The 17,591-nt window shown below is 44.6% G+C and carries 18 protein-coding genes; 10 read left to right on the top strand and 8 right to left on the bottom strand.

Features of this window, described 5'->3' with window-relative positions; all coding sequences use genetic code 11:
* Window positions 1-535 precede the first annotated feature (535 nt).
* From BSQ33_RS19830 to BSQ33_RS19810, 5 genes are all read left to right on the top strand, one after another.
* Window positions 536-913 carry a hypothetical protein gene (locus BSQ33_RS19830; RefSeq protein WP_088135063.1) on the top strand — a complete coding sequence of 126 codons (378 nt, stop codon included), beginning with the start codon at window positions 536-538 and terminating at the stop codon, window positions 911-913.
* 323 nt (window positions 914-1,236) lie between these two features.
* A complete protein-coding gene (locus tag BSQ33_RS19825; protein ID WP_088135062.1) occupies window positions 1,237-1,656 on the top strand; it encodes a DUF3010 family protein in 420 nt (139 codons plus the stop codon).
* Between the two features lie 471 nt (window positions 1,657-2,127).
* Window positions 2,128-3,693 (top strand): S-type pyocin domain-containing protein, encoded by a 1,566-nt coding sequence (locus BSQ33_RS19820; RefSeq protein WP_088135061.1) that lies wholly within the window; start codon window positions 2,128-2,130, stop codon window positions 3,691-3,693.
* Window positions 3,690-4,178 (top strand): hypothetical protein, encoded by a 489-nt coding sequence (locus tag BSQ33_RS19815; RefSeq protein WP_072955125.1) that lies wholly within the window; start codon window positions 3,690-3,692, stop codon window positions 4,176-4,178. The genes BSQ33_RS19820 and BSQ33_RS19815 overlap by 4 nt, the downstream gene beginning before the upstream one ends.
* 205 nt (window positions 4,179-4,383) lie before the next feature.
* Complete coding sequence (locus BSQ33_RS19810) at window positions 4,384-5,271, top strand: HEPN domain-containing protein (RefSeq protein ID WP_088135060.1); 888 nt, start codon at window positions 4,384-4,386, stop codon at window positions 5,269-5,271.
* Window positions 5,272-5,333: 62 nt separating this feature from the next.
* Here BSQ33_RS19810 and BSQ33_RS19805 read toward each other — a convergent pair whose 3' ends face one another.
* Genes BSQ33_RS19805 through BSQ33_RS19795 form a run of 3 tightly spaced genes read right to left on the bottom strand, consistent with a single transcriptional unit; the run spans window position 5,334 to window position 7,190 of the window.
* A complete protein-coding gene (locus tag BSQ33_RS19805; protein WP_088135059.1) occupies window positions 5,334-5,729 on the bottom strand; it encodes an aKG-HExxH-type peptide beta-hydroxylase in 396 nt (131 codons plus the stop codon).
* 11 nt (window positions 5,730-5,740) lie between these two features.
* A complete protein-coding gene (locus BSQ33_RS19800; protein WP_088135058.1) occupies window positions 5,741-7,015 on the bottom strand; it encodes an MFS transporter in 1,275 nt (424 codons plus the stop codon).
* On the bottom strand, window positions 7,005-7,190 hold the full coding sequence (locus BSQ33_RS19795; RefSeq protein WP_088135057.1) for a carboxymuconolactone decarboxylase family protein: 186 nt from the start codon (window positions 7,188-7,190) through the stop codon (window positions 7,005-7,007). The genes BSQ33_RS19800 and BSQ33_RS19795 overlap by 11 nt, the downstream gene beginning before the upstream one ends.
* Before the next feature lie 741 nt (window positions 7,191-7,931).
* On the opposite strand from BSQ33_RS19795, the gene BSQ33_RS21720 reads away from it, so the two are divergent.
* Together BSQ33_RS21720 and BSQ33_RS19790 are read left to right on the top strand one after the other, a co-directional pair.
* On the top strand, window positions 7,932-8,300 hold the full coding sequence (locus tag BSQ33_RS21720; protein WP_157721459.1) for a hypothetical protein: 369 nt from the start codon (window positions 7,932-7,934) through the stop codon (window positions 8,298-8,300).
* A 407-nt stretch (window positions 8,301-8,707) separates the two neighbouring features.
* Entirely contained in the window at window positions 8,708-9,244 is a 537-nt protein-coding gene (locus BSQ33_RS19790) for a ClbS/DfsB family four-helix bundle protein (protein ID WP_072955553.1), read from the top strand.
* 97 nt (window positions 9,245-9,341) lie between these two features.
* Here BSQ33_RS19790 and BSQ33_RS21715 read toward each other — a convergent pair whose 3' ends face one another.
* From BSQ33_RS21715 to BSQ33_RS19770, 5 genes are all read right to left on the bottom strand, one after another.
* Window positions 9,342-9,605 (bottom strand): hypothetical protein, encoded by a 264-nt coding sequence (locus tag BSQ33_RS21715; protein WP_157721458.1) that lies wholly within the window; start codon window positions 9,603-9,605, stop codon window positions 9,342-9,344.
* Between the two features lie 400 nt (window positions 9,606-10,005).
* Window positions 10,006-10,665, bottom strand: a complete 660-nt coding sequence (locus BSQ33_RS19785; RefSeq protein WP_088135056.1) for a LutC/YkgG family protein — start codon at window positions 10,663-10,665, stop codon at window positions 10,006-10,008.
* On the bottom strand, window positions 10,662-12,107 hold the full coding sequence (locus tag BSQ33_RS19780) for a LutB/LldF family L-lactate oxidation iron-sulfur protein (protein WP_088135055.1): 1,446 nt from the start codon (window positions 12,105-12,107) through the stop codon (window positions 10,662-10,664). Before BSQ33_RS19780 ends, BSQ33_RS19785 begins: the two co-directional genes overlap by 4 nt.
* Window positions 12,104-12,892, bottom strand: coding sequence for a (Fe-S)-binding protein (locus BSQ33_RS19775; protein ID WP_088135054.1), 789 nt, complete (start codon window positions 12,890-12,892; stop codon window positions 12,104-12,106). Before BSQ33_RS19775 ends, BSQ33_RS19780 begins: the two co-directional genes overlap by 4 nt.
* A 126-nt stretch (window positions 12,893-13,018) precedes the next feature.
* A complete protein-coding gene (locus BSQ33_RS19770; RefSeq protein ID WP_088135053.1) occupies window positions 13,019-14,716 on the bottom strand; it encodes an L-lactate permease in 1,698 nt (565 codons plus the stop codon).
* Between the two features lie 198 nt (window positions 14,717-14,914).
* On the opposite strand from BSQ33_RS19770, the gene BSQ33_RS19765 reads away from it, so the two are divergent.
* From BSQ33_RS19765 to BSQ33_RS19755, 3 genes are all read left to right on the top strand, one after another.
* A complete protein-coding gene (locus BSQ33_RS19765) occupies window positions 14,915-15,817 on the top strand; it encodes a LysR family transcriptional regulator (protein ID WP_088135052.1) in 903 nt (300 codons plus the stop codon).
* 165 nt (window positions 15,818-15,982) lie between these two features.
* Window positions 15,983-16,609: a fused MFS/spermidine synthase gene (locus tag BSQ33_RS19760; protein ID WP_088135051.1), complete on the top strand. Its 627-nt coding sequence runs from the start codon at window positions 15,983-15,985 to the stop codon at window positions 16,607-16,609.
* 4 nt (window positions 16,610-16,613) lie between these two features.
* Window positions 16,614-17,522, top strand: a complete 909-nt coding sequence (locus BSQ33_RS19755; protein WP_232471999.1) for a spermidine synthase — start codon at window positions 16,614-16,616, stop codon at window positions 17,520-17,522.
* Window positions 17,523-17,591: the final 69 nt, after the last annotated feature.

Raw genomic sequence — 17,591 nt, 5'->3', positions numbered from 1 at the left:
ACCTCAATTTTTATATTCCCCAGCAATTGGCTCCCAGATTTGACGCACAATTGCGTTCCTCAATTTCAGATGCATGGGCATTCTGTGCGCTAGTCACTCTTGCCAAGATGCAAGAGTAACCAGAAGATCTTTTTTGTTTGACGGCGTCGCACGTTGTCCAGAACCAGCTTTTACGGGCGTCCTGCCCGGAAAAGCCTAATCATTCATCCATGAATGATTTTCTTGGTTGGGTAGTTTGTTTGAATTGGGTGAAATATTTTTCAGGCCGATTTGTTCGATGAAGTTCGGGCATACTAAGCCACTACATCACACCGTACTGATTGTTAAAACAATGCAATTTATTGCAAACCCTACCTACATCAAAGAATGTCATATCTCAGCCAATTATTTCTGGATGTTTTCTGTAACTTATTCAATTCTATGTACGGTGTTTGAGTGCTTATTAGCAAACCAATGAAGCTTATCTGAGAAAGGGGTGACAGCAAGTTATATGGCAGGGTGCCGTTTAATAATTGTTATACCTACAGGAGGATTTATGCTTAGTAAAACTGAAAAGAAGGTAAGGAAAATACTTATCAAGGTGGCTAGAGGATCATTAGATACTTATCACTTTCGAAAAATTACTTACAAAGAACTTTGGTTGACACAATATCCCGAGGAAACATGGAGGCGAGGACATACACCGGAAGTCGTTGAATGGATTGTTAATATATCAAATGCTGATACAGATAACGGGTTACCGCCATTAAATGCCCTCGTTGTGCGTAAAGATACATCTGAACCGGGGAAAGACTGGAAGTCTTGGCATAGAAGTGTAGGGAGTCCGTTTGAGTCTCAAGCACATGCACAGGCAGCTTGTTGGGCATATTGGCCGAGTATGCATGTTGTCGAAACATTCTATAGGAAGCGCTAGCAAAGGTATAACAAGGTACTGAAGCAGATGTATTTGGTACTGCTTATTTTGGTGTTAGGTTTACGATAAAAACAGGAGTGTATATCCCAGCAGTTAGAAATATTGTAAGGGACTTTCGTGTAGAAGAAGCAAGGGCAGAAAGGAAGTGCCATGCGAATTCCTTGCACAAGATTCTCGCAGGAGAAAAGCATTTTGCATACGATGATTCAGGTAGGATTAACATATGTAAAAAGTGCGCGGATAGCGTACTTAAAGTTGCATCGGATCATATAGAAAAGGTTAGGATTGAATTGTCTAGATAATGTAATACATAGGGTTTTCAAATGAGAAAAATATGCGGTATTGAGTTAAAAGGGCATGAAGCAATACTCACAGTGTTAGAAAAGCAAAACGATGATAGTTTTGCAGTCAAAGCAATTGATAAAAAGAAAATTGCATTGAAAGATAGTGAAAACAGAGAATGTGTCAAAGAGTTTAAAAAAGAAATAAATGATTTTTTTGATACTAACGACGTAAGCAAAGTTTGTATTAAAAAACGCAGTAAAAAAGGAGATTTTGCCGGAGGCGCTGATACTTTTAAAATGGAAGCGATAATTCAAGATTCAGATGTCGAGGATGTAATATTAATCTCTCCTCAAGCGATTTCTTCGTATCAAAAAAAGAACGACGCAGATGTGCCTAGTGAGCTCAATAAGTATCAACACAACGCATATTTAACAGCTTTAACTGGTGCTAAAAAGTAAGGCAAGTATAGCGTCGATAGTTAATTTTTTTGCCATATTCGCATCCCAAACCCCAACTTGATCGATGATCTCAGGGTGAAAAATCATGGACGATTTTTCAGGATTGCTTGAGCAGGATGCGAATCAATCCGACCCTGATTACACGCGCTGAACTCAAACTCAAGGCACTTTTGGGGACTTTTGCTGCTGGGCAAAAGTCTCTGGGGCGCTGTCGGAGATGCTAATGAAACAGAGAAACGTAACTGCGTCCCAAACCACAGCACTACCATTTCACATACTAAAATACAATTTAATCACCTCAAGCGAGACTCCCTGTTGCCCCCATTCCAAAAATCACCTTTCCCCATCAGAAAACTAGATTTGAGTATGTTTTATTAAATCCATTTGAGTATAATTTCTAATTCATATGAAATTAATTTTATCAATAGTTATTCACCAATAAAAACAATCACGGCTCAGCCAACAACGTCAATGAACTATCAAACCACTCAAATCTACAACCTGATGCGTTATGAATTTGCTCAAGTTGAAGGGGATTTTGCCGCCTTACGTGAGTCAGATGTGAAATCCGTTATCCCTGCCGGAATGCGCTTTGCCGATTTTCTTGAACAGCTGCGTAGTGGTCATCAGGTATTGCTGACTGATGTGCCATCGATTCCTTTGTTGATTCGAGATCGGGATGAGTGGGGCAATCGATACTGGCGAGTCAATCCCGATATTGAGCCTCAGCTCGACTTGCTGGCTAACAAGGCTTATACCGCCAGAGTTGAACTGGTCAATCATGGTATTGGTTCGACTTATTCCGGCAATGTGAATGCTTCTGTGTATACCGAGCCTTATGTTGAACGTGAACCTGTGAAGCTGAGTTTACAACAGCGGTTGTTCCGCCAGCGTCAGGAGCGATTACAGGCGCTGGATAAAATCCCATTGCCTTCATCCGCATGGCAGGATGCTTTTAATAAGCCGCCTGTCAATCCTTCCCGTTTCGCCAAGTCTGCTCTGGTGCCGAGTGGTACGAGTGGCATCGGTACACGAAGAGAGCCGCTTTCTGCGCTGGGGGATTATGCGGCTTATACACTTGCTGTCGGGCAGGGGATTAGTGCTGCTTCTGAAGAAGCTTTTTTAACGCGTATTGGTGGTGCGGCATTGGCAGAGTTGCCGGGAATGGCGATGAAAATCGTCGGGCAAGCTGGCATTCTAGCGGTATTTGTGCCTAACAAATTAGCGGACAGTACGCTCTACAGTGCAGCCGATATTCGCAATAGAGATATGGTTGAAACCAATATACGCTTAGGGTTCAATGCGGCAGGGCAAATTTATGGCTATCACGTCAATGGGACGAATATCCCTAAGCGTGAGGTCAAACGGGTCGGTGAGCGGTTTGTCGTCGAGTTAGAGCCGGATATCACCATTGAATGGGTGCCGATCAGTGGCGATTTTGGCGGTAAACCAATCTTAGTTAATCCCATTCCGGAGATGGAAAAGTACGATATCTGGATCCATCCAGAAGCGGAGCAAGGCCAAGAATTTGATAATACCTATATTACCCCAATTGCTGATGCGGTTCTGCAAGACTATATTCTGACCTTTCCGGCAGAGACTGGATTACCACCGTTGTATGTGGTGTATAATTTGACACCTAAAACGCGATTACCACGAACGAATGGACGGTGGATTCAAGGTGTGCCCGGTAATGGGCTATGGCAGTCTGATTTAGATGTAGTTAACAGAGTAACCAACGGTGAGGCAATCCCCTTTAAAAATGGGAGACCGATTTTTGATAAATGGTCAAAAGGTCGTCTTATCTTTGAAAATGGCGTGTTAGACGGGACGAAAGACGATTTCACTAGAGTTTATGATGAAATAGCAAACGCTAAAAATCTTTCCAGTAGTCATGCAGCAAAAAACCTTTTGAGAGATAAAGGATTAACACCTCATCATCATACTTTAACTGAAATACAGCTTATTCCGACGGACTTACATAGTAATATTCCACATATTGGTTCAGCATCAGACATGAGGTCACATAACAAATGATCAACATAGAGAAAAAACTTCAAGAACTCAATGTGATACTAGCTATTGAAGAGGTAAATACCGCGCTTCCACCTATGCCATCTAGTGCGAGTCATATTGTTCGCCACTACAAGAGATCAGTTCTTTTTTCTGAAAATGTGATTTTTAAACCGCAGTACAAAACGAGTTTAGAAGGCAGGAATGGAGATCTGTCATTAGAGGTTCTGTGGGGAATAGAAGATAGTCCTTTTAACATCGAGAAAGCCAACCAAAGTTTGAAAAATTTAGAAGCAGAGAGTGACCTTTACTCAATTGGTGGTAGTTCTGGAAGTAATCATATTTGTGTATCTACGGATGACAATGCCATTTATTTGTTCACGAATGGTATTGATATGACAAGGTTTAAATTATTTGATCATGCTGATGATTTTTTTAATGCCCTGACAATTGAAAAAAACAGTGGTTCTGACAACTCTCAAGCGGTCTCTGTTCAATTGGATTTCTAGACCTAGTCAGCTTGCGGAGGCTGTTCATTCTTTGTGTCATGCCTCGAAGCTGGAAGTGGAGACAATCATAGAGGCAAAGAATAAAAAAGAACCGCGTCGCATTTTACCTTTGAGCCGTGCTAAAACCATGATAAACGGTGTTTTTTGCTGAGAGCTTCTTTTATGCTAGCGCTATTCATCCACAACGAGCCTCAATGCTGCGATTATGAAAACATCCCTTGACCATCTGCCCGAATATAAACAGCGTGAGCTGGCGAATATCTCAACCATTCTGCGCGATACATTGGAAGATTACCTCCAAGGCAAAACGGGCAGTAAAAGTGAGTTCCGCATTCTGAAAATCATCTTGTTTGGCAGCCATGCCAAAGGGCGTTGGGTCAAGGATCCTGTTAACGGCTATATCAGTGATTACGATATTCTGGTGATCGTCAATAAAGCGGCTTTGGTGGAGGATTATGTGGTCTGGCAGCGGGCCGAAGAGCAGATTGATCGCAAAGTGAAATCCGCACCGCTGGGGTTGATTGTCCACGATTTGAACGAAGTGAATGGGCGCTTGCAACAGGGTCACTATTTTTTTAAGGATATCCGCGAAGAGGGTATTGAACTGTTTGCCGCCACACCAAAACCACTGGCGGAGCCGGGTGATCTGAGTGAGGAAGAAAAACGGGAAATTGCCCGCAAGCATTATGAGCAGTGGTTCAGCAGTGCTTCCCATTCACTGAAGAAATTTTATTTTTCCTTAAAGGAGCTGACTTTGAGTGAAGCTTCTTTCGATCTTCATCAGGCAACAGAGCGTCTTTTGGCCTGTACATTGCTGACTTGTACTAACTACCTGCCGAAATCCCACAATATCGAGAAGCTCGGCAACTTGTGTGCACAGATAGCTCCGGCTTTTGCTGATATTTTCCCGATGGACAATAAATTCCACCGCCGCAGTTTTCGCCGCTTGCAACGGGCCTATATTGATGCGCGCTATTCCGCCCATTACGAAATCACCGAAGAAGAGTTGAATTATTTGGTGGCAGAGGTGCTGCGGCTACAGGGATTAACCGAACAGGTTTGTCAGGGGAGGATCGGGGCTGAGCGCCCCTGAGGGCTGTATCTTTACTTTGATTTTTCCAGACTTTGGCAACGGACTTTGACACACAATTCATATTAGTCAGAATGAATGATAGATTGTCCTTGTTGGATGATGTCTTTTGCTATTGGTGAAAGTTTTCCATATTTCATAACAGTATTATATCCATCATTGACTCTTTCCAAATAAAAGCTAAGCAATTTTTTTATTGTCTCAACATCAGACATACTGATGTGAGGTGATTTTAAAATATCTTTGAAAGCATAGATTAATCTCTGAATGACGAAAGTTGCATGATAAATTCCAGGTAAAGGACGAGGATCTTTTCTTAGAGGGGAACTATACCTTTCTTCATCCGAATTATAGAACAGTTCCTCTGTGAGATTTAAAGCGAATAATAAGCTATGGGCACCTTCACGGATATATTTATCCAAGAGGAAGATCCAGCTGTTATCATGATTTTCTTCAATCATGATTTATTTACCTACACAAATAATTTTTTATATTTTGTTTTATAATAAGGTTGATTTTCTGAGTTAGAACCTACGATATTTTTAATGCTAGTAGACATTATTACAATGAGCAATGATGGTATGTATATTATAATTGATGATGAAATAATGTCATTTGCAGTGAAAGTGTTTAAATATAATTTAGAGATCCAGAATCCAGTTGGAATTGTTATCATACATAGAAGTAAGAATGATGATTCCATTGAACCACGATAGCCATCAGGAATAGAAATAGCTCTACATGTATTAATAATAACATTAAATAAATTAAGGCCGACACCTAGAGTGAATCCTAATAAATATTGGATGTACAAATTATTTGTTAGGGAAAATGAAAATATACTAAAAGCTATAAGAATTTGACCTAAACATATCGTTGTATGCTTTCCAAGTGATTTTTCTAAATATGGAATGAACACAATCGGAGATAATAACATGCCGATACCAAGACATACTTCAATAATAGATATATCGACCATAGTGTTACCTTCACTAATTACTTTGCTCGGAAGGAGTAAAAAAATAAATGGAACTAAAAATAAGTTAGAACCTGAAGATATAATGGCGACAATTCGTTCTTCTTTAATTTTTATAGTTCTTTTTATACCTTCGGTTAATGCAAATATGAATCTTTCTTGAGTGTTTTTTACTATCTTTAAATTAGTTTTAATTGATAGATACAATGAACTCATAACAGATAGAAAAGAGAAAATTAATGCAGTGACTAGAATTGACTCTCCACCTAAAGTACCAGCTAGAAATCCGCCCAGCATTGGACCAAGAAATAAATTTATGATAAAAGTAGATGACTTTATTCTTATTCCAAAGGCAGTTTCATTCTGATTTGAAGAGATTTCAGGGATCAGAGATACACCTAGAGGAAGAATAAATGATGATGCGGCACTTAAAAATATAGAAACGACTAAAAATATAATGTCTGTATAATTATTATGGTTAGTATAAAAGTGGTAGTAAGCAAGTGTAAAAATTGAACAAATACATATAATAGAGCAAGAAATGGATAATACGGAAGTCTTCCTGTATTTTTCTAAGGCAATGCCACTAATAGGGAGAAATAGTACACTGGATAACCAGACAAAAAACATAATACTAGCTAAGTTTTCTTCTTGGTTGTAATGTTGAATGTAATACCAAGTACAGAATACTTGGAATAATCTATAGCTAACCTGTGAAAAAACATCGGAGATAATATATAGATAAATTTTATATGGAATTTTATTTATCATTTTCTACTGTTGACTCCAGAACTTTATCATAAAATATTCTCGCAGCATTTATGGCTCTCGCATTACCAGCGAATACACAGACTTGGATAAACGCTTCTTTAATCTCTTTTTCAGTTAAACCTAAGTTTAGGGCTGCTTTTAATTGAAATTCTAATTGGTTTTCACATCCTCCCATTGTTATTATTTATAAAATATAAAGAAGTGACTATCAGTCACTCTTTTATGGAACTTGTTACTCGTCAGAACCAATTTCTGAACATTTTATTTTTAAATTAGCTATTAATATTATTGCATTAACACGTTGTTAATTAAATTATCACCTGTATATTATTTTGTAAACAACAAATTGGTAATATGTTGCTAATATTGTTTTTATCAATATGATGGCTGGATGAAAATAGCGATAATTTCACATGCTGATTATTGTTTAAAATATTCATGTTATGAATTATTTAGAGTGATATTATTATTTTAGTTTTTGGTACTGAAATATGATGTAATTAATTTTTCGGCTTCAGGGATATATATCCTACTCGGAAATCCCTAACCGCTTTCCCAGCTTTCGCCCCCGAATTTTGACGCACAATTGCGTTCCTCAATTTCAGAAACTGCGGTGTTCTGTGCGCCAGTTCATCTTTCAGAGATGAAAGACGAACCAGAAAATCTTTTTTGTTTGATGGAGTCGTGCGTTGTCCAGAACCAGCTTTTACGGGCGTCCTGCCCGGAAAAGCCTAATCATTCATCCATGAATGATTTTCTTGGTTGGGTGGTTGATTTGAATTGGGTGAAATCTCTTTAAGGCGAAGCCAAATTGATCGATGAGCTCAGGGTAAAATTCATGGATGAATTTTAAGCTTTTCGTGAGCAGGAGCGAATAAAAGCGCCCCGGCCAGCGTCCACGAACTAAACCGTTCTTTTGGGTACTTTTGGAACGCCAAAAGTACCTGGGGCGCGTGCATCAGATGCCGCAGAAATTAATAAACTCATTGCGCACCAAACAACAGCGCCACAATATTCATCTCCCCAGCCTTCGGCCCCGAAATTTGACGCACAATTGCGTTTTTCGATTTCAGAGGCATTGGTGTCTTGTGCGCCAGTTCATCTTTCAGAGATGAAAGACGAACCAGAAAATCTTTTTTGTTTGGCTTGGTCGCACGTTGTCCAGAACCAGCTTTTACGGGCGTCCTGCCCGGAAAAGCCTAACCATTCTTCCATGAATGGTTTTCTTGGTTGGGTGGTTGATTTGAGTTGGGGGGAATATTTTTCAGGCCGATTTGTTAGATGAAGTTCGGGCATACTAAGTCACTACATCACACCGTACTGATTGTTAAAACACTGCAATTTATTGCAAACCCTACCTACATCAAAGAATGTCATATCTCAGCCAATTATTTCTGGATGTTTTCTGTAACCTATTCAATGCTATGTAGCGTGTTTAGGTGCTTATTCGGGATATATGATAAGAGGATATATGGCGGTAGCGTGGGTGAATCAATTGTGCGCAGGTTAGACGGTACAGAGCTGTAATTTCTGCTTGGTATGATGTTTTACTGATATTTTTCATACGTGTTTTCATAAGATTATGTGAAGTATTTTATTGGATGACAGCAGGTTATACAGAGGTATTCCTATAGAGTGGTTCTATATAATAAACTGTTAGTGCTTATCTGTAGACGATGAACGGGGTTTGTTATGGCAAGACCGAAGACTAAAGAAGAGTTAATTCATCAAGCTGATGAGAGTTTTACAAAGCTATTTCGGTATATCGATTCAATGCCTGAAAGTGTGTTAAATACTGAGTTTGATTTTTCCAGTGACAAGGGTAAAAAGGAATTACATTGGGCTCGCGACCGAAACCTGCGAGATGTATTGATACATCTGTACGAATGGCATCAGTTGTTACTGAAGTGGGTTAATTCAAACATGGCGGGACAGAAGGTAAGTTTTCTACCTGAACCATATAATTGGAAAACATACGGCCAAATGAACATTGAATTTTGGCAAAAGCACCAAGAAACAGAGTTGTCGGCAGCAAAGCAATTGGTTCAGGAAAGTCATAAAGCGTCACTCGAGTTAGCTAAAAGTTTTACTAATGAGGCACTTTTCACTAAACAGTATTTCGATTGGACGGGCACAACAACGCTAGGAAGTTACTGTGTATCTGCGATGCCAAGCCACTATGATTGGGCGTTAAAAAAGCTCCGGGCTCACGCAAAAATGCATTCGTAAAAAGTACGCACTAACAGACGAGTATGGTGTCAATAGTTAATTTTTCGCCATATTTGCATCCCAACCCCCAAATTGATCGATGCTCTCAGGGTGAAATTCATGGATGAATTTTAAGCTTTTCGTGAGCAGGAGCGAATAAAAGCGACCCGGCCAGCGTCCACGAACTAAAGCGTTCTTTTGGAACGCCAAAAGTACCTGGGGCGCGTGCATCAGATGCCGCAGAAACTAATAAACTCATTGCGCACCAAACAACAGCGCCACAATATTCATCTCCCCAGCCTTCGGCTCCGAAATTTGACGCACAATTGCGTTCCTCAATTTCAGAAGCATCGGTGTTCTGTGCGCCAGTTACTCTTGCCAAGATGCAAGAGTAACCAGAAAATCTTTTTTGTTGGGCTTGGTCGTGCGTTGTCCAGAACCAGCTTTTACGGGCGTCCTGCCCGGAAAAGCTTAATCATTCTTCCATGAATGATTTTCTTGGTTGAGTGGTTGATTTGAGTTGAGAGAAACATTTTTAAAGCTAACTTGAACGATGCTCTCAGGGTAAAATGCATGGATGAATTTTAAGCAATTCTCTAACAAAAGAGCTGAGCAGGATCTAAATCAATCCGCCCCTGATAACGCGCACTGAACCCAAAAAGATGCTTTTGGTTCCATTGACACTTATCAAAAGCATCTATCAAAAGGAACAGGGGCGCTGTCGAAAATATCATTGAAATCGACAAAAGTAACCGCGCCCCAAACCTCAATCCTCCGAAAACTTACTCATCCACCAACACAATCACAATTAACTCCCGTGGCCCGTGTGCGCCATAAGCTAACGTCTGCTGAATATCTGCTGTTTTGGACGGGCCGGCGATCAAGACGACATTGGTTGGCATCTGTTGATGCCACTGTTGCGCGATCATCAGTTCGGTAAAACTGTTAAACAGCGTCGATTGACGGATTACGGCCACATGACAAGGGGGGACCAGTGACAAGGTGCGTGGCTGGTGGATATCCGGCCAAAGCACCAGTGCACCGCTGTCGGCAATACCGGCACGCGTGTCGGTCAGGCCCACATCAATGGTGGTGAATAAATCATCTTTCCACTGCTCGATGGTCTGCTGATATTCGGTGATCTGAATGCGCTCCAGCCCTTGACGAAAATCATGATGCCACTGGCTACTGGTACCGATCGCCGCGTGTTGCCAACCGTGGTCTTGGCATAATTGATGAAGGGTGCTCATCAATTGTAGTCGTTCAATCGGTAATACCTGCGCATGGTTTGCTGTTAGTGCAGTCGTGAAGTGCGTTAATTTTTCATCTGTACTGAAGTGGTGATGAGCAAAATCGCGGGCAAGCTCAGCCGAACCATTCTCCAGAGGCTCGGGTTGGGCAGCCTTGAGGCGGCTGAAAATCTGCTGTCTGGCGTGGTTCATGACGATTCTCCTTGTTTTTGTGGCTGGCGAGCGCGTTCTTTCATCAATTGATGCAAGGTTTTGGCAGCCGGTTTCGGCGCGGTTCGGCACTGCGTCCACGGACCCAGCTTGGCCGGAATCAAATGCCTCATCTGTCCGGCAAGGCGCGTCCCGATCCGGTAAATGGTCGGGTGGGTGGCAGAATACGCAAAACTACGCATCGCGAGTTTTTCGGTGGGTTTATAAGCCGACTTCTGACCGCGCATGGCTTCGAGGCCGGGCTTTGGCGCATGTTTTGCTTCACGGCGCAGCCGCAATAACATGTCGGGAATCGGAATCCGAACCGGGCAGACTTCGCCGCAAGCGCCGCACAAACTTGATGCAGTGACCAGATCTTGGGTCGCTTCGAGCCCCATCAGATGCGGGGAAATAATTTTGCCAATCGGACCGGGATAGACAGTGCCATAGGCGTGACCGCCGATTCGGGTGTAAACCGGACAGTGATTCATACAGGCGCCACAGCGGATACATTGCAGCGTTTTGCGTAACTCTTCATCGCGATAGGCTTGGCTGCGCCCGTTGTCGAGCAGTACCAGATGGACTTCTTGCGGGCCGTCTTTCTCACCGGCCCGACGGGGGGAGGTGATCATATTGAAATAGGTACTGATCGTCTGACCGGTGGCGGAACGGGTTAACGCACTGAATAACGGGGGCACATCGGTGAGAAATTCCACCACTTTTTCGATGCCGGTGATGGCGATATGGACGTTCGGCACGGTGGTGGACATCCGGCCGTTGCCCTCATTTTCGACCAGACACAGCGTGCCGGTCTCTGCCACGGCAAAATTGACACCGGATAAACCGATATCCGCAGTGCGGAATTTTTCCCTGAGCTGGGCGCGTCCGGTCTCAATTAAACGATCGACATCGGTGGTGGGCTGAAAGTCCGGCAGGTTATCGCGGAACGTGTCGCTGACCTCCTGCTTATTTTTATGAATAGCCGGCATGATGATATGTGAAGGTTTGTCACCGTCGAGCTGAATAATGTACTCGCCCATGTCACTTTCCAGACAGGTCACTCCGTGCTTAGCCATTTCATGATTGAGTTCTATCTCTTCACTGACCATCGACTTACCCTTGACCATCAGGGACGCCCGGTGGTGTTCAGCAATTCCGGCAATCATGGTATTGGCCTGTGCGGCATTGTCAGCCCAATGCACCTGAATCCCGTTTTTCTGACAGTTGGCTTCCAGTTGTTCTAAGAGTTGCGGCAGTTTACTCAGGCAACGCTGACGGATCGCTTGTGCCAGATCCCGGGTCTGTTTTTCTTCTTGCGGGTCGGCGAATGCGGCTTTGCGTTTGCTTTGCAGATAGTCCATCGCTCCGCGAAAATTGGCGCGGAGCTGGGCATCATCAAGCGCTGCTTTGGCCTGGGCATGAAATTGTTGCGGAGAGTCATTCATGATGATTGCTCCTGTGTTGGCTTAGGTAACGTTCTTGCGCGTAAGAAACTGGCTAAATGACGCCCTTGCATGGTGGTCGTCTTGCCCTGCTGGTGCTGAAACTCCAGCGCACCGTTGATATTGAGTAAGCAACCCCAGTCGGCGCTCACCAGATGATCGGCCTGTGTCGCTTTGAGATGATGGGTTTTATCTTCCACCATGGCTTGAGAAATGTTCGGGTGGCGCACAGAGAACGTGCCGCCGAAGCCACAACATTCGCTTTCATAGTCTTGTATTTTCAGTTCGACGTGCTCAAGTTGATTGAGCAGTTGAGTGGCGGTGACATGCACATTCATTTCTCGTCGGGCGGCACACGAGGTATGCATTACCACTGATGTGTCCGGGCCGTGATCTTGCAGTTTGGCGCGACAGACATGGACCAGAAACTCGGTAAATTCAAACACCCGATCACAGAAGGCATTGACCATGGTTTCCTGCGCGCTGCCTGCGAAGAGGCGGCGATAATGGTGATGCATCATTCCGCCGCAAGAGCCGGATAACACAATCACGGGATAAGGTTCGGGAAACAGCGCGATTTGGCTCAGCGCGACGGATTTGGCTTCATCATCATAGCCCGATGTGTAGGCCGGTTGGCCGCAGCAGGTCTGTTTTTCAACGTAAATGACTTCGATATTTTGCTGCTTGAGCAGGGTGATGGCATCGAGCCCCGCATCGGGGTCGAATAGATCCACCAGACAAGTCGCGTAGAAATAGACTTTGTCTGGTTTCGCTGGGTAAATTCTCATAAGCCTCTCCAGTGAATGCATGAGTAGATAAGGCCATCACACTCAAAGAAACACGACGTTGGGGGAATGTCGGTTGGAAAGAAGAGTGATGGCCGATTCGTAATTCTAGTGGTGAATTCTCAGGGGTCAGACTGAGTTCATCAGGGCGTCTGTGGCATGAAATCCATAAATCACCAGTAATCCGATCAATCCGGTTGCCACCAGATAATATGCCGTGGGGATAATGGTTTTACGCAGGGTTGCACCTTCTCTGCCCAACAGGCCGACGGTGGCTGATGCTGCGACGACATTGTGAATGGCAATCATGTTACCGGCAGCGGCACCGACGGCTTGCAAGGCGATGACAATCACGCTTGAAACCGAAAGCGTGTGGGCCACTTCAAACTGAAATTGACTGAACATCATATTGGAAACGGTATTTGAACCGGCAATAAAGGCACCGAGTGCACCGACCGTTGCGCTTAACGCCGGAAACGCATTGCCAACCAGTCCGGCGGCGAAATCAGCGGTGGTCACCGGCATACTGGACAGATCAGCACCGTTGACACCGGAGTTGATAAAGATCCGGACCATCGGAATGGTAAAGACCAACACAAATCCTGCACCGATCAGGGTTTTACTTGATTCACCAAGGGCGCGGATCATCGGCGTCGGGTTTCTGGCCTGAATCAGAACGGCAATCAATGCCACAAACACCAGAATCCCTCCGGGTAAGTACAATGGCTGAAATGAGGTACTGACACCGACTTCTCCGAGAATGTTGGCAAATGAGAGGTTGAGACTCTGTAATAGTGCCTTGAAGTCAGGACTGACGCGGCTTGCGACGAGGATCACGGCAAGGAGCAGGTAAGGCGTCCACGCTAAGGTGAGGCTCATCGGGTTGGCGCGGATGGTGCTCAGATCCATCTTCAGCGAGCCGAGCCATTCGTTAGGCCATTCGTGCTCAGGGCGGAAATCCCAGACAGAACGGGGAACGAGGAATCCTTTTTTCGCCGCAGTGACGACGACTGCGAGCCCGACTAATCCACCGATCAGTGAAGGGAATTCCGGGCCGAGCAGTGCGCCGGTCAGCGCGTAAGGAATGGTGAAGGCCAGTCCGGCAAACAGAGCGAATGGCAGAATATCTAATCCTTCGGTCCAGCTTTTATTTTTGCCGAAAAAGCGCGTCAGCATCATGGCCATCAGAACCGGCATCAGGGTGCCGACGGTGGCATGGATGAGTGCAACGCTGGTGGTGATCTGTTGTAGATAGCTCTCCCAACTGGACCCGTGTTCCGCCAGTAGCTGGCTGATATGGTGATTATCGAGTCCTTTACTGACACCGACCAGAATCGGGGTGCCGACCGCACCGAAAGACACCGGGGTCGATTGAATCATCATCCCCATCAACACCGCTGCCAGTGCCGGGAAACCAATCGCAACCAGTAACGGTGCTGCAATGGCGGCGGGGGTGCCGAAGCCGGAAGCGCCTTCAATAAAAGATCCGAAGCACCAGGCAATAATGATGGCCTGAATACGTCGATCCGGCGAGATATCGGTAAAGCCATTGCGAATCACCGTAATAGCACCGCTGTGTTTGAGGGTGTTGAGCAGAAAAATAGCACCGAAGACGATCCAGAGGACAGAAACGGTGATCCCTAATCCCTGTAATACGGAGGCGAGCACTCGATTGGCGGACATATCCCAGCCGAATAAAGCAATCACCACCGTCAGACCGAATGCTATAGGCATCGCTTTTTTTGCCGGCCAGTTCAAACCGACGAGCAAGATTGCCGCGACAACAATCGGAGAAAATGCCAGTAAGGCTAATAATGTTTCACGCATTGGGTTACTTCCTTGTTTGTAGCATGAGCCATGTGAGATGGCGACGCTTCATGTATCACGATCACGGGTCACACGGGCAGAGCTACAATTTGTTTTTATTTATGGTGTTTTTGTTAAGTCGGTGTGAATTTAGCGCTTTATTTTTTGTGGATATATGGAAATAATGAAAATGATTGATTCCAAAATTGACATAATTAAATGAGAGCTGACGATCTGATTTTATTTTCTTCTGTGGTTGAACTGGGTAGTTTTAGTCTTGCTGCTGAGAAAAATAACCTTACTAATTCAGTGGTTAGTAAACGTATTGCGCGTCTGGAAAAAGAGCTCGGGGCGCAACTTTTGTACCGGACAACCCGCAAACTTACCCTGACGGAAGCGGGAAAAGCCTTGCTACAAGGTGCTAAAAATGTGAAGCAAGCCACTCAGGAAGCATTTGATGCGGTAGCCGGATATGGTGAAAACCTCAGTGGGCACATCCGTATGTCAGTACCGACGATTTCCGGTGAATTGCTATTGGCAGAGGCGATTGCCGAGTTTTGTCAGATGCATCCGGGGCTGACGGTAGATATGTCGCTGGATAATCGCTTTGTTGATCCGATTGGTGAAGGCTATGATCTGGTGATTCGGACCGGGTTACTGAATGATTCCAGTTTAATTGCCCGACACATTATTGATTCACAGTGGGTGGTGTGTGCAACGGCCAGTTATATTGCCCGGGCGGGTATGCCGTATCGGCCTGAAGATCTGGTCCATCACAATTGCCTGCAATATGTATATCAGTCTACCGGTGCCAGTGACTGGGAATTTAAAGGTCCGGATGGCAACTATTTGTTGAAAGTGTCGGGGAGTTTTTCCAGTGACAATGCGGTTGCACTGAGAAAGGCGGCGCTGAGCGGCTATGGGATTGCCTATCTGCCACGTTGTCTGGTGTACCCGGATTTACAGGATGGGACATTAATTGATTTATTCCCAATGCAAGTCGGTAAAAGGCTTGGGGTCTACGCGATTTATCCGTTTACCCGTCAGCCGCCGAATAAGATCCGGCTGTTGATCGAGCACATTCGTGCCAGTTATCTCAAAATTGGTTACTATTTTTATTAAATGCCACGCGCATTGATTAATTAACACTCTGGTTGATTGAATACCATTCTGAAATGTGTGTCTTCCGCACAGTGATTATTGATGATTCGACTTGCTATATGAATGATTCCTGCAAATATTATGAGAGTGGCGAATTTTTAATCTTGTAATCGCAATAGGAATCATATGACGTTTGGCAATGGATTGTTGAAGAATCGGTTTATTTTTTTACTCGCTTTTCTGAGCGGCTTTTGCATCATGTCGGTCGAGCTGATGGGGGGGCGAATTCTGGCGCCTTACTTTGGCAGCAGTATTTATGTGTGGGGCAGTATTATCACCATTTTTATGGTGGCATTGTCGGCCGGTTATCTGCTGGGCGGACAGTGGTCGATGCATTGCCCTTCTTTGCGTAAATTCAGCTTACTTTATCTGTGTGGTGCCGTGACTTTACTCCCGCTGGTGTTCTGGGGTGAAACCGTTATGGAACAGGTTTTCATCCGGATAGAGGACCCGCGTTATGGCTCATTAGTCGCGTCTATGCTGCTGTTTTTCCTGCCGACTTTGATTTTAGGGATGATCTCGCCTTATTCGATCCGTTTGCTCGTCAGTGACTCCGGGCGTAGCGGGCAGGTTGCCGGTAAGCTCTATTTTGTCTCGACTTTGGGCAGCGCATTGGGGACGCTCGCGACGTCGTTCTATCTGGTGTTGTGGTTTGAAGTGAATACGATTCTATTGAGTTTGATCGGGGTATTGTGTGCCGGAGGCGTGGTTGCATTCTATGTCCGGTTTCCCCGAGTGGTTGCAGAGGCTTAAAGTGATGTTGAAGAAGATGCTATCGGTACGTATCTGGCTGCCTGTGTTGTTATTCGTGACTGGCTTTTCTGCTCAGAGTGATGTGATTTATACCCAGAAGTCGCTTTATCGCGATATTGCGGTGGTTGAGAAAAATGGCTTGCGTTGTCTGGTTTTTGCGTTAGTGAAAGGCGACAGTGTGCAGACTTGTCAGTATCAAGACGAGCACGATCACCGGCTGGTGTATTCATACAGTCAGATGGTTATGGGCGGGTTACTCATGAATCCTCATCCGCAGCGGATACTGCTGATTGGGCTGGGAGGGGCTTCGATTCCGAATGTGTTAACCCAGCTCTACCCAGATGCTGAATTGGATGTGGTGGAGCTAGATCCGGGGGTCGTGAAAGTAGCGCGGGATTATTTTCACTTTAAAGAAACGCCGCACACCTCGGTAGCCGTTGCGGATGGGCGTGTGTTTGTCAAACGTGCCATTCTCCGCAAGAAAAAATATGACTTTATTATTCTCGATGCGTTTACCGGTGACTATATTCCGGAGCATTTAATGACTCGGGAATATTTACAAGAAGTGCAACGACTGATGACTGAGGATGGGGTGTTGGTAGCAAACACTTGGTCGTCCAGTCAGCTTTATGCGCATGAATCCGAGACTTATCGTCAGGTGTTTGGCCCGTTCTTTAATTTTAAAATGAAACAGGAACAAAACTACGGTAACCGGATTATCATTGTCGGTAATGGCAAACAGCCGCTGCCCTCCCCGCAAGTGATGCGAGAGCGTGCGAAGCCATTAGCAAAGTCGTTAGCCCCTTATGATGTCATGATCGAACGATTCCCGTCATTGATGTCCACCAAGGTGGACTGGGATCGTTCCGCCCGGCCTTTAACCGATCAGTATTCTCCGGCAAACTTGTTGTAATCTGTAACCACCAAATACGATTCAGGCAGTCTGTGCAGACTGCCTGTTTGTCGGTTCGCTTCACTTTGC

It is taken from the genome of Vibrio gazogenes, assembly GCF_002196515.1.
Taxonomy (GTDB): domain Bacteria; phylum Pseudomonadota; class Gammaproteobacteria; order Enterobacterales; family Vibrionaceae; genus Vibrio; species Vibrio gazogenes_A.
This window is presented reverse-complemented; position numbering and strand designations above follow the sequence as displayed.

Bases quoted from the DNA above. Each gene is read 5' to 3' on its own strand.
- BSQ33_RS19830 (WP_088135063.1), top strand. From the start codon at position 536: ATGCTTAGTAAAACTGAAAAGAAGGTAAGGAAAATACTTATCAAGGTG.
- BSQ33_RS19825 (WP_088135062.1), top strand. From the start codon at position 1,237: ATGAGAAAAATATGCGGTATTGAGTTAAAAGGGCATGAAGCAATACTC.
- BSQ33_RS19820 (WP_088135061.1), top strand. From the start codon at position 2,128: ATGAACTATCAAACCACTCAAATCTACAACCTGATGCGTTATGAATTT.
- BSQ33_RS19815 (WP_072955125.1), top strand. From the start codon at position 3,690: ATGATCAACATAGAGAAAAAACTTCAAGAACTCAATGTGATACTAGCT.
- BSQ33_RS19810 (WP_088135060.1), top strand. From the start codon at position 4,384: ATGAAAACATCCCTTGACCATCTGCCCGAATATAAACAGCGTGAGCTG.
- BSQ33_RS19805 (WP_088135059.1), bottom strand. From the start codon at position 5,729: ATGATTGAAGAAAATCATGATAACAGCTGGATCTTCCTCTTGGATAAA.
- BSQ33_RS19800 (WP_088135058.1), bottom strand. From the start codon at position 7,015: ATGATAAATAAAATTCCATATAAAATTTATCTATATATTATCTCCGAT.
- BSQ33_RS19795 (WP_088135057.1), bottom strand. From the start codon at position 7,190: ATGGGAGGATGTGAAAACCAATTAGAATTTCAATTAAAAGCAGCCCTA.
- BSQ33_RS19790 (WP_072955553.1), top strand. From the start codon at position 8,708: ATGGCAAGACCGAAGACTAAAGAAGAGTTAATTCATCAAGCTGATGAG.
- BSQ33_RS19785 (WP_088135056.1), bottom strand. From the start codon at position 10,665: ATGAACCACGCCAGACAGCAGATTTTCAGCCGCCTCAAGGCTGCCCAA.
- BSQ33_RS19780 (WP_088135055.1), bottom strand. From the start codon at position 12,107: ATGAATGACTCTCCGCAACAATTTCATGCCCAGGCCAAAGCAGCGCTT.
- BSQ33_RS19775 (WP_088135054.1), bottom strand. From the start codon at position 12,892: ATGAGAATTTACCCAGCGAAACCAGACAAAGTCTATTTCTACGCGACT.
- BSQ33_RS19770 (WP_088135053.1), bottom strand. From the start codon at position 14,716: ATGCGTGAAACATTATTAGCCTTACTGGCATTTTCTCCGATTGTTGTC.
- BSQ33_RS19765 (WP_088135052.1), top strand. From the start codon at position 14,915: ATGAGAGCTGACGATCTGATTTTATTTTCTTCTGTGGTTGAACTGGGT.
- BSQ33_RS19760 (WP_088135051.1), top strand. From the start codon at position 15,983: ATGACGTTTGGCAATGGATTGTTGAAGAATCGGTTTATTTTTTTACTC.
- BSQ33_RS19755 (WP_232471999.1), top strand. From the start codon at position 16,614: ATGTTGAAGAAGATGCTATCGGTACGTATCTGGCTGCCTGTGTTGTTA.